Annotated in this window: 11 protein-coding genes; 6 read left to right on the top strand and 5 right to left on the bottom strand. The window is 66.0% G+C overall.

Annotated features, from left to right (window positions below):
* Positions 1 to 291: TetR family transcriptional regulator (locus VFA16_RS15400; protein ID WP_324968664.1), on the bottom strand; the 291-nt coding region annotated here is incomplete at its 3' end.
* Positions 292 to 544: 253 nt separating this feature from the next.
* Here VFA16_RS15400 and VFA16_RS15405 point away from each other — a divergent pair.
* On the top strand, positions 545 to 2,653 hold the full coding sequence (locus tag VFA16_RS15405; protein WP_324968656.1) for an acyl-CoA dehydrogenase: 2,109 nt from the start codon (positions 545 to 547) through the stop codon (positions 2,651 to 2,653).
* An 82-nt stretch (positions 2,654 to 2,735) separates the two neighbouring features.
* Here VFA16_RS15405 and VFA16_RS15410 read toward each other — a convergent pair whose 3' ends face one another.
* On the bottom strand, positions 2,736 to 3,227 hold the full coding sequence (locus VFA16_RS15410; RefSeq protein ID WP_324968665.1) for a hypothetical protein: 492 nt from the start codon (positions 3,225 to 3,227) through the stop codon (positions 2,736 to 2,738).
* A 96-nt stretch (positions 3,228 to 3,323) separates the two neighbouring features.
* A complete protein-coding gene (locus VFA16_RS15415) occupies positions 3,324 to 4,415 on the bottom strand; it encodes a 2Fe-2S iron-sulfur cluster-binding protein (RefSeq protein ID WP_414687736.1) in 1,092 nt (363 codons plus the stop codon).
* A gap of 119 nt (positions 4,416 to 4,534) precedes the next feature.
* Here VFA16_RS15415 and hsaA point away from each other — a divergent pair, with 119 nt between their 5' ends.
* The 5 genes from hsaA to VFA16_RS15440 all read left to right on the top strand — a co-directional run bounded on the left by hsaA (position 4,535) and on the right by VFA16_RS15440 (position 9,012).
* Entirely contained in the window at positions 4,535 to 5,719 is a 1,185-nt protein-coding gene (gene hsaA / locus VFA16_RS15420; protein ID WP_324968657.1) for a 3-hydroxy-9,10-secoandrosta-1,3,5(10)-triene-9,17-dione monooxygenase oxygenase subunit, read from the top strand.
* On the top strand, positions 5,719 to 6,594 hold the full coding sequence (hsaD, locus tag VFA16_RS15425) for a 4,5:9,10-diseco-3-hydroxy-5,9,17-trioxoandrosta-1(10),2-diene-4-oate hydrolase (RefSeq protein ID WP_324968658.1): 876 nt from the start codon (positions 5,719 to 5,721) through the stop codon (positions 6,592 to 6,594). The genes hsaA and hsaD overlap by 1 nt, the downstream gene beginning before the upstream one ends.
* On the top strand, positions 6,591 to 7,496 hold the full coding sequence (hsaC, locus tag VFA16_RS15430; protein WP_324968659.1) for an iron-dependent extradiol dioxygenase HsaC: 906 nt from the start codon (positions 6,591 to 6,593) through the stop codon (positions 7,494 to 7,496). The genes hsaD and hsaC overlap by 4 nt, the downstream gene beginning before the upstream one ends.
* Positions 7,496 to 8,062 (top strand): 3-hydroxy-9,10-secoandrosta-1,3,5(10)-triene-9,17-dione monooxygenase reductase subunit, encoded by a 567-nt coding sequence (gene hsaB / locus VFA16_RS15435; protein ID WP_324968660.1) that lies wholly within the window; start codon positions 7,496 to 7,498, stop codon positions 8,060 to 8,062. Before hsaC ends, hsaB begins: the two co-directional genes overlap by 1 nt.
* A gap of 149 nt (positions 8,063 to 8,211) precedes the next feature.
* The gene (locus VFA16_RS15440) at positions 8,212 to 9,012 is read left to right on the top strand and encodes a PPOX class F420-dependent oxidoreductase (protein WP_324968661.1); all 801 of its coding nucleotides are present in this window, start codon (positions 8,212 to 8,214) and stop codon (positions 9,010 to 9,012) included.
* Here VFA16_RS15440 and VFA16_RS15445 read toward each other — a convergent pair.
* Positions 9,009 to 10,169 (bottom strand): pyridoxal phosphate-dependent aminotransferase, encoded by a 1,161-nt coding sequence (locus VFA16_RS15445; protein ID WP_324968662.1) that lies wholly within the window; start codon positions 10,167 to 10,169, stop codon positions 9,009 to 9,011. The genes VFA16_RS15440 and VFA16_RS15445 overlap by 4 nt on opposite strands.
* Positions 10,166 to 10,803, bottom strand: a 638-nt coding sequence (locus VFA16_RS15450) for an acyl-CoA dehydrogenase family protein (RefSeq protein ID WP_324968663.1), incomplete at its 5' end; no start/stop codon positions are given. The genes VFA16_RS15445 and VFA16_RS15450, both read right to left, overlap by 4 nt.

Here is a 10,803-nt window from a genome sequence, read left to right on the forward strand (position 1 = left end):
GACCATGAAGTTCAGCCGCTGGTAGGGGGTGCCGCCGGTCAGGGTGGAACGGTCGGTCTTGGCATCGATACGTTCGAACTCTCGGCCCAGCGCCGAGACCAGCAGATGGACCTTCGACGGGAAATACCGGTACAGCGTGCCCACTGCCACGTCAGCCCGGTCGGCCACCGCGCGCATCTGAACTGCCTCGTAGCCGCCCTTGGACGCGATCGCCATCGTCGCGTCCAGGATGCGCTTGCGCCGCTCACGCTGCGCCTCGGAGCCCAGCTCGGATTCAGCAAGTACCGCCACGTTCATGACCTCGCGAGGTTGCGCGCTCGACGCGCGACCCGAATTGGTGTTCGCTGACCCCGACGTGTCAGTGGACATGGGACGAGCAGCTCCTTCTTGTGGCGGTCTCGCTGAAAACGATACGCATGCGAAGCGTCGATTGCTCACCTCCGGGCGGCGGGTACACCGTCGTGTGCTGCTGCGATGGCGGTCGACTTGACTGTTGATCGCTGGCACTATTAGAACACGTTCTAGTCAACTGAGGAGCCTCAACGTGCCATCCACCATCACCGACGAACAGTTCGCGGCGCGTGAGTTGGTGCGCGATTGGGCTGCCAGCGCGGGAACGACCGCCGCGGTTCGCGACATCGAGCAGGGCAAGCCGGAGGCCTGGCGGCCCGTTTACGACGGCCTGGCCGACCTGGGCTTGTTCGGTGTAGCGATTCCCGAGGACTGCGGCGGCGCGGGTGGACGCATCGAGGACCTCTGCGCGATGGTCGATGAGGCCGCGAAGGCCTTGGTGCCCGGGCCGGTGGCGACGACGGCGCTGGCCACGCTGGTGGTCTCCGATCCCGAACTGCGTGGCCTGCTGGCATCCGGCGAACGCGTGGCCGGGGTGGCGCTGAACGGCGACGTCCACCTCGACACCGCTTCCCGCGCCTCGGGCAGCGTGCCGTGGGCGCTCGGAGCGACGGACGGCGGCCTGTTACTGGTGCCGGCCAACGACAAGTGGCTGCTTGTCGACACCGCCGACGACGGCGTGAACGTCGAGCCGCTGACGCCGACCGACTTCTCCCGCCCGTTGGCGCGTGTGGTGCTGACCTCGGCACCCGCGGCCGTGCTCGACGTGCCACCGGACCGGGTCGAAGATCTGGCCGCCACCGTGCTGGCCGCCGAGGCGGCCGGCGTGACGCGGTGGGCGCTGGACACCGCCGTCGAATACGCCAAAGTGCGCGAGCAGTTCGGCAAGCCGATCGGCAGCTTCCAGGCGATCAAGCACATCTGCGCCGAAATGCTTTGCCGCGCAGAACAAGTCGCGGTGGCCGCCGCCGACGCCGCGCACGCCGCCGCCGACCCCGACCCCGAGCAGTTGTCGATCGCCGCGGCCATCGCCGCCAGCATCGGCATCGACGCCGCCAAAGCCAACGTCAAAGACTGCATCCAGGTGCTCGGCGGCATCGGCATCACCTGGGAACACGACGCGCACCTCTACTTGCGACGGGCTTACGGCATCGGCCAGTTCCTCGGCGGCTCGGTGCGGTGGCTGCGCCGCACCGCGGCACTGACCCAAACCGGAGTTCGTCGCCACCTGAGCGTCGACCTCGGCGACGTCGCTCACCTGCGACCGCAAATCGCTGCAACGGTCGCCGAGATCGCCGCACTCCCCAAGGAGAAACGGCAGGCTGCCCTGGCCGAGGCCGGCCTGCTGGCCCCGCATTGGCCGGCGCCCTACGGCCGCGCCGCCTCACCGGCCGAGCAGCTGCTGATCGACCAGGAAATGTCGGCGGCCGGTGTCGAGCGGCCGGACCTGGTGATCGGTTGGTGGGCAGTGCCGACGATCCTCGAACACGGCACCTCCGAGCAGATCGAGCGCTTCGTGCCCGCGACCTTGCGCGGCGAAATCTTTTGGTGCCAACTGTTTTCCGAGCCCGGGGCTGGCTCCGATCTGGCGTCGCTGCGTACCAAGGCGGTGCGCGCCGAGGGCGGCTGGAAGCTGACCGGGCAAAAGGTGTGGACGTCGTCGGCGCACAAAGCGCAATGGGGAGTGTGCTTGGCCCGCACGGACCCCGACGCGCCGAAACACAAGGGCATCACCTACTTCCTGGTCGATATGAGCTCGCCCGGCATCGTGATCCGGCCACTGCGGGAGATCACCGGCGACGCCCTGTTCAACGAGGTCTTTCTCGAGGACGTGTTCGTGCCCGACGAGATGGTCGTCGGCGCGGTCAACGACGGCTGGCGGTTGGCCCGCACCACGCTGGCCAACGAGCGAGTCGCGATGGCCACCGGCACCGCGCTGGGCAACCCGATGGAAGAGCTGCTTGCCGCGGTGGCCGATCAGCACCTTGACGCGGCCCGTCAAGACCAGCTGGCGCGGTTGATCGTCGCCGCCCAAACCGGCGCGCTGCTCGACCAGCGCATCGCCGAGCTCGCGGTCGGGGGCAAGGATCCCGGCGCGCAGTCCAGCGTCCGCAAGCTGATCGGCGTGCGCTATCGGCAGGCGCTGGCCGAGTACCGGATGGACGTTTCCGAGGGCGCCGGTGTGGTCGAAGACGCTGTGGTGCACGACTTCCTCAACACCCGCTGCCTGACGATCGCCGGCGGCACCGAGCAGATCCTGCTCACGCTGGCCGCCGAACGGTTGCTCGGCCTGCCGCGCTAGGCGTTCGCCCCGCCGAAATTGCGCTGACGGTCGTGGTTTTCGCCGAATAGCAACCCTGGGCGCAATCTCGATGCAGAACCCGTCAGGAAAACCCGGCCTGCGCGCAGGTGCTGGGCGAGGTGATGTTCACCCCGCTGTAGACCACCTGGATGTGCGTGCACATGATGACTTTCTCGTCGGTGCGCGGTTGCCCGGTCCGCCAGTCCGTCGAGTCGATCCGGCCGGTGGTCTGATACTTCTCCGGCGGGCCTTCGCCTAAGTAGATTGTGGTTACTTCATCGGACCCGCCCTCTTTGTGGACCCTGTCGAATTGGGCACTGGCGTGGACGTCCAGATATGCCAGCCGGTCGGTCGGCCGGATCTGGGTGCTTTGCCGCGACCACAAATCGGACGGGAACCCGGTCACTCCGTCGGCTGCCCGGCGGTCCGCCCCGACGGTGAAGTCGCAGCTGCCGATCACGGGATGGCAGTCGAGCCGGGCGAACGTCTCTAACTGAGTCCCGTCGTCAAGAGGAAACAACGTGGTGGCGGTGTTGCTTGCCGCCCTGCCGACCAGAGGGGGCGTCAACGCCATCACCAGCCCGGCGCCCGCCAATGCCGCCACCAGCCGCTTCATCGCGCTTTCGTTCCCTTCCCGTCCCGCCGACCCTGCAGAATTTAACGCCCGCGGCTACTCGTCGTAGGTGACTTCGACCGAATCGGACTCCGGGCGCGACTGGCAGGCCAAGATGAGCCCTTCCTCGAGATCTTGCTGCTCGAGCACGTCGTTGACTTCCATGTTGACCTTGCCGCTACGCAACGTGCAGGCGCACGCCCCGCAGTGACCTTCCCGGCACGAAAACGGTGCGTCCAGCCCGCGGTCCAGCAACACGTCGAGCAGCTTGGCGCCGCGAGGCCACGACACGGTGTGCGTCTCGCCGTCGAGGTGCACCACCGCCGTGGCCGGCGGTTCGTCACCGGAGTCTTCGATCGTCACCGCAGCGAACGGATCGGTGTCCAGCGAGCGGAACACCTCCAGGTGGATGCGCTGCGCTGGCACGCTCAGTGATTCCAAGGCGTCGCGCACGGCCTGCATGAACGGGGCCGGCCCGCAGATGAACGCCTCGCGGTCGGTGTAGGGGGCGGCCAGTTTCGCCAGCGCCGCCGCGCTGGGCAGCCCCTGCAGCGACTCCAGCCAATGCACCACGGTCAGCCGGTCGGGGTATTTGGCGGCCAACTCCCGCAACGCATCGCCGAAGATGACCGAGCGGTCGTCGCGGTTGGCGTAGACCAGCACCACCTGTCCGCTGCCCTCGGAGAGCGCCGACTTGCAGATCGACATGATCGGTGTGATCCCGCTGCCCGCGGCCAACAACAGGAAATCGTCGTCGAGGGTCTTGGGCACGAAAGTGCCCGACGGAGCCAGCACGTGAATCCGCATGCCCGGGTGGGCGTGGTCGCACAGCCAGTTCGATGCGTAGCCGTCTTTGTCTCGCTTGACGGTGACGGTCAGCGCCTCGTCGACGAACGGCGAGCTGCACAGCGAGTAACAGCGGGCCACCGACCCAGTGCGGTCGCTGGGGATGCGCAGGGTCAGGAATTGGCCGGGCGCATAGCGCAGCCGCTCTGCCGGAATGTCGGCGCCGTCGGGCACGGCGAACACCAGCGAGCGCGCCTCGTCGGTCTCGGCGATCACATCGGCGACCTGCAGTTCCAGCACGTGGCTGCCGAGGGGCTCGTCGGGAACTTCGTCGGCCACGGTCCCGGCTTTCTCTTCTGACATAACTAGAACAGGTTACAGAAAAGTCGTTTCCCGGCGCTACCAGCCGCAGGAATACCCTGCTCGACACAAATCGGAACGTGTTCTAGTCTCTGATTTAAATAAGCATCCAGGAGGAACCTGTGACGTCCATTGAACAACGCGACGCTCAGTCGGTCCTAGACGGCATCGACGAACTGCTGCCGAAGTTGCGGCAACGGGCACAGGAAACCGAAGACCTGCGCCGGTTGCCGGACGCGACGGTGAGCGAGCTTCAGGAAATCGGTTTCTTCAGGTTGCTGCAGCCCAAGCAGTGGGATGGCCTGGAATGCGACCCGACGCTGTTCTACGAGGCGGCTCGCCGGCTGGCCAGCGCCTGCGGCTCCACCGGTTGGGTCGGATCGATCGTCGGCGTGCACAACTGGCATCTCGCGCTGTTCGACCAGAAGGCCCAGGAAGAGGTTTGGGGCGAGGACACCAACGTGCGGATCTCGTCCTCGTACGCGCCGATGGGCGCGGGCACCGTGGTCGACGGCGGCTACCTGGTCAACGGTTCGTGGAACTGGTCGTCGGGATGTGACCACGCGAGTTGGACGTTCGTCGGCGGCCCGGTGATCAAAGACGGTCGGCCGGTGGACTTCGGCAGCTTCTTGATCCCGCGCAGCGAATACCAGATCGAGGACGTCTGGCACGTCGTCGGGCTGCGCGGAACGGGCAGCAACACGCTTCACGTCAAGGACGTCTTCGTGCCGCGACACCGGTTCTTGTCGTACAAGGCGATGAACGACCACACCGCCGGCGGGCTGCAGACCAACACCGCGCCTGTGTACAAGATGCCTTGGGGCACAATGCATCCCACCACCATCACGGCGCCGATCGTCGGTATGGCATACGGCGCCTACGAGGCGCATGTGGAGCATCAGGGCAAGCGGGTGCGTGCGGCGTTCGCCGGTGAGAAGGCTAAAGACGACCCCTTCGCCAAAGTGCGCATCGCTGAGGCGGCCAGCGACATCGACGCGGCGTGGCACCAGCTGATCGGCAACGTCGGCGACGAGTACGCGCTGCTGGCGGCGGGCAAGGAAATCCCGTTCGCGCTGCGGGCCCGCGCCCGCCGCGACCAGGTGCGCGCCACCGGCCGCGCGATCGCCTCGATCGACCGGCTGTTCGAAGCCTCCGGTGCCACCGCGCTGGCCAACACCGCTCCCATCCAACGGTTCTGGCGCGACGCCCACGCCGGACGGGTGCACGCGGCCAACGACCCCGAGCGGGCCTACGTCATCTTCGGAAACCACGAGTTCGGGCTGCCGCCCGGCGACACGATGGTCTGATGACCACCACTGAGGAGCTGACCTTCGAGGCGACCTCGCGCTATGTGGAGGTAGACGTCGACGGGCCGTTGAAACTGCACTACCACGAGGCCGGTGTCGGCAATCCGCAGACTGTCGTGTTGCTGCACGGCGGCGGTCCCGGGGCGTCGAGCTGGACGAATTTCTCCCGCAACATTGCGGTGTTCGCCCAGCACTTTCATGTGCTGGCGGTCGACCAGCCCGGCTACGGCCACTCCGACAAGCGCACCGAGCATCCGCAGTTCAATCGTTACGCCGCAACAGCTCTCAAGGGCTTGTTCGACGAGCTTGGCCTGGAGCGGGTGCCGCTGGTCGGCAACTCACTGGGCGGCGGTACCGCAGTCCGGTTCGCGCTCGACTACCCGGATCGGGCGGGGCGGCTGGTGCTGATGGGCCCGGGGGGCTTGAGCGTGAACCTGTTCGCACCCGACCCCACCGAAGGGGTCAAGCGGCTCAACAAGTTCGCCATGGAACCCACCCGGGAAAACCTTGAGGCTTTTCTGCGTGTCATGGTCTACGACAAGAACCTCATCACCCCGGAGCTGGTCGAGGCGCGGTATGCGCTGGCCAGCACCCCGGAGTCGCTGGCGGCAACCATGGCGATGGGAAAGTCGTTCGCCGGGGCGGATTTCGAGGCCGGCATGATGTGGCGCGAGGTGTACCGGCTGCGCCAGCCGGTGCTGCTGATTTGGGGCCGTGAGGACCGGGTCAACCCGCTCGACGGCGCATTGGTGGCGCTGAAGACGATTCCGCGTGTACAGCTGCACGTTTTCGGGCAATGTGGACATTGGGCGCAGGTCGAGAAATTCGACGAGTTCAACAAGCTGACGATTGACTTCCTCGGAGGTGCGAGATGAGCATCCGGTCATTGGGCTATCTGCGCATCGAGGCCACCGACGTGGCCGCGTGGCGGGAGTACGGTCTGAAGGTTCTCGGCATGGTCGAGGGCTCTGGAACCACCGAGGGAGCCCTGTATCTGCGGATGGACGATTTCCCGGCCCGGCTGGTGATCGTGCCCGGCGAGCATGACAGGCTGGCCGCGGCCGGCTGGGAATGCGCGAACGCCGAAGGGCTGCAGGAAATCCGGAAGCGGCTCGACGTCGAGGGTGTGCCGTACAAGGAAGCCACCGCGGCCGAACTGGCGGAACGGCGCGTCGACGAGATGATCCAATTCTCCGACCCCTCCGGTAACTGCCTGGAGGTCTTTCACGGCGCCGCACTCGAGCACCGCCGGGTGGTCAGCCCGTACGGGCACAAGTTCGTCACCGGCGAGCAGGGCCTTGGCCATGTGGTGCTGTCCACCCGCGACGACGGCGAAGCGTTGCACTTCTACCGGGATGTGCTCGGCTTCAAGTTGCGTGACTCGATGCGGCTACCGCCGCAGCTGGTAGGCCGCCCTGCTGACGGGCCGCCGGCCTGGCTGCGGTTCTTCGGCTGCAACCCGCGCCACCACAGCCTGGCGTTTCTGCCGGTGCCGACTCCGAGCGGCATCGTGCATCTGATGGTCGAAGTCGAAAACGCCGACGACGTCGGGCTGTGTCTGGACCGGGCGCTGCGGCGCAAGGTGCCGATGTCGGCTACCCTGGGCCGGCACGTCAACGACCTGATGCTGTCCTTCTATATGAAGACGCCCGGCGGATTCGACGTCGAATTCGGTTGCGAGGGAAGACAAGTCGATGACCACGACTGGATCGCCCGGGAGAGCACGGCGGTCAGCCTGTGGGGCCACGACTTCACGGTCGGCGCGCGCGGGCAATAATGACAGCCGCGCCGATTGACTCGCGCACCTTCCGGCAGGTGCTCGGTCAGTTCTGCACCGGCATCACGATCATCACCACCATGCACGACGACGCCCCAGCGGGCTTCGCATGCCAATCCTTCGCCGCATTATCGCTCGATCCACCGCTGGTACTGTTCTGCCCCACCAAAGTGTCGCGGACCTGGCAGGCCATCGAGGCCAGCGGAAAGTTCTGCGTCAACATCCTGCACGAGAAGCAACAGCACGTCTCGGCGCGGTTCGGCTCGAAGGAGCCGGACAAGTTCGCCGGGATCGACTGGCACCCTTCCGAACTCGGCTCACCCGTCATCGACGGCGCACTGGCACACATCGACTGCACGGTGGCGTCGGTGCACGACGGGGGAGATCACTTCGTGGTGTTCGGTGCGGTGCACTCTCTTTCGGAGGTACCCAAGACCAAACCGCGGCCGCTGTTGTTCTACCGCGGTGAGTACACCGGCATCGAGCCCGAGAAGAACACGCCCGCGCAGTGGCGCGACGACTTGGAAGCGTTTCTCACCACCACCACCCAGGACACCTGGCTCTGACATTCTGTCGAACCAACGCAAAAGCCCATTTCGCCAGCGTGTCGGGGACTTCTGCGTCTGCTCGTCGTGTTTTCGCCACCACTTATGTCACACATCGGCGTGCTGTCCCGTCTAGCTGATGACGGCGAGAAATCAAGGGAGGCGTAACGATGAAACCGCTGAACAAGGCAGCGCGCGTATATCTGGTCACGGTGACGGCCGTCGTCGGCCTGGCCAATATCGTGATCGGGATCTGGTGTCTGGCCGATCCTGGATCTTTCGCGCAATCCGTGGGATTTGAAGCGCACCAGCATTTTCTGCACGACATTGGCGCGTTCCAGCTGGGGCTCGGTGTTATGTTGCTGCTCGCGCTCATCTGGGCCGACGCATTGGCTACCGCGCTTGCCGGATTCATCGTGGCGAACACCGTCCACACGGTGAACCATGTGACGGACCTCGACCTCGGCGGTTCGCCCGCACAAGCATGGGTGCTTGGTGTGGTCTCGGTGGCGCTGGTCGCCGCGTTCGTGCTGCGTCTGCGTCAACTCGGCTATGTTCTCGGCAGCGTCGCCACCGCAACCGATCCGAGGCTTGCTGCGTTCGTGCGGCAGAAGACCATCAGGCTGACCACTTTTCGCAAGGACGGCACTCCCGGCACCAGTCCGGTGAGCATCGTGGTTGACGGCGACCGCGCTTACTTCCGCAGTTTCGAGCGGGCAGTCAAAGTGCGCCGGCTACGGCGCAATCCGAACGTCGAATTCGGGCCGGGGACGGCATCGGGTAAGCCGACCGGGCCGATGCAACCGGGCCGAGTGCGGCTCCTGGACGGCGCCGAGTACCAGGCAGTTGGCCGGCTCCTGCGGCGCAAGTACCCCGTGCTACACGGCGTCGTGGTGCCGTTGGTGCATCGGCTGATGCGGCGCAAGTACGGACGCACGGTCCACGCCGAACTGGTTCCGTCGGCGGTTTAACGCAGCCACGGACCGATACGGCGCAGCGCCTCCTCGATGTCTGACGTCGGCCCGGCGAACGATACGCGGACAAACGATCCACCCCGAACGGTGTCGAAGTCGATGCCAGGTGCAATCGCAACCCCTGTGTCGGCCAACAACTTCTCGCAAAACTGCAGCGAGTCCGTGGTGTAGTCCGACACGTCGGCGTAGACGTAAAACGCGCCGTCAGTAGGAGCAAGCCGGTCAATCCCGATCTGCCGCAAGCCATCCAACAGCAGCCGACGGTTGACCGCGTACTGATGGAGATGACCGTCTGCTTCGGCGATCGACTCCGGCGTAAACGCCGCGACCGCTGCATGCTGTGCCAGCACCGGTGGGCAGATGGTGAAGTTGCCCGTCAGACAGTCCACCGCGCGGCGCAGCTCCGGCGGCACCAGCAGCCAGCCCAACCGCCACCCCGTCATTGCGAAGTACTTGGAGAAGCTGTTGACCACCAATGCTTTCCGGGAGGTTTGCCAGGCGCAACTGGTCTCCGGTGCGCCTTCGTAAACCAGGCCGTGGTAGACCTCGTCGCTGACCAGCTGCACACCGGAGTCCTCGCACCACGATGCGATCGCCGCCAGCTCCGCCGGTGGGATGACGGTACCGGTCGGGTTGGCCGGGCTGGCCACGACGACACCGCGCGGCGGCGGGTCGAGCGCCGCCAACATTTGTACGGTCGGCTGGAAGCGGGTATCGGGGCCACATGGCAGGTCCACCACCTCGCATCCCAAAGCGGACAGGATGTTTCGGTAACACGGGTAGCCAGGGCTGGTGACCACGACGCGGTCGCCGACGTCAAAGCACGCCAGGAACGCGAGTAGGAAGCCGCCCGACGAGCCGGTGGTGATGATGACATCGTCGGGCTCGACGGTGATGCCATGCCGCGGCAGGTATCTCTGCGCGATCGCCGTACGGAGTTCCGGAATGCCGAGCGCGACCGTGTAACCCAACGGGCTGCTGTCCAACGCCGCTTTGGCAGCGGCGCGCACCGGCGCCGGCGCTCCCGCGCTCGGTTGGCCCGCCGATAGGTTCACCAGGTCGCCGTGCGTGCGCTGGCGTTCGGCTGCCGCTAACCACACATCCATCACATAGAACGGCGGTATCCCGGCCCGCAGTGCGACAGAAGCGTTCACGTGTTGCTATTCAACACTTCCGGCTGGAGCCGGCGCAGGTGTTCGCGCGGCTGGCCGAGCAGCTGAGAAGTGCCGTGCGCGCGTTTGAAGTACAGGTGCATGTCGTGTTCCCAGGTGATCGCGATTCCGCCATGCAGCTGGATGCCCTCGGCGGCCACCCTGCTGAACGCTTCGCTCGCAGCGACGCGGGCCAGGGCAGCGGCGGTGGCCGACGGCTCGGTGATCGCATCGTTGACCACGGCGCGGGCGGCCTGCACCGCGACATACAGGTCGGCCATCCGGTGTTTGAGCGCCTGGAAGCTGCCGATCGGCCGGCCGAACTGCACCCGCTCTTTGGTGTAGTCGACGGTCAACTCGAAACAGCGGCTGGCTGCGCCGATCTGTTCGACGGCCAGCAGGATCGCCGCCATGTCGGCGATGCCGGGGTCAGTGCCGCAGGGGACACTGCTTTGCGGCGTGACACGGGCGAGCCTGCGGGTAGGGTCCATCGTCGCGACCGGTTCGGCGGTGAAAGCGGTCCAGCGGGTGAGCTTGTCACCGTTGGCTGCGACGACGATGTCGGCGATGTCGCCGTTGACGACGTAATCCGGGTCGAAAACGACCGCGCCGATCGATTCCCCTGCGGCCAACTGCT

The sequence above is a fragment of the Mycobacterium sp. genome (assembly GCF_035653355.1).
Lineage (GTDB): Bacteria > Actinomycetota > Actinomycetes > Mycobacteriales > Mycobacteriaceae > Mycobacterium.

What these genes read in the sequence shown, in the direction of transcription:
- VFA16_RS15410 (WP_324968665.1), bottom strand. Translation starts at nt 3,227, where the DNA reads ATGGCGTTGACGCCCCCTCTGGTCGGCAGGGCGGCAAGCAACACCGCC.
- VFA16_RS15415 (WP_414687736.1), bottom strand. Translation starts at nt 4,415, where the DNA reads ATGTCAGAAGAGAAAGCCGGGACCGTGGCCGACGAAGTTCCCGACGAG.
- hsaD (WP_324968658.1), top strand. Translation starts at nt 5,719, where the DNA reads ATGACCACCACTGAGGAGCTGACCTTCGAGGCGACCTCGCGCTATGTG.
- hsaC (WP_324968659.1), top strand. Translation starts at nt 6,591, where the DNA reads ATGAGCATCCGGTCATTGGGCTATCTGCGCATCGAGGCCACCGACGTG.
- hsaB (WP_324968660.1), top strand. Translation starts at nt 7,496, where the DNA reads ATGACAGCCGCGCCGATTGACTCGCGCACCTTCCGGCAGGTGCTCGGT.
- VFA16_RS15440 (WP_324968661.1), top strand. Translation starts at nt 8,212, where the DNA reads ATGAAACCGCTGAACAAGGCAGCGCGCGTATATCTGGTCACGGTGACG.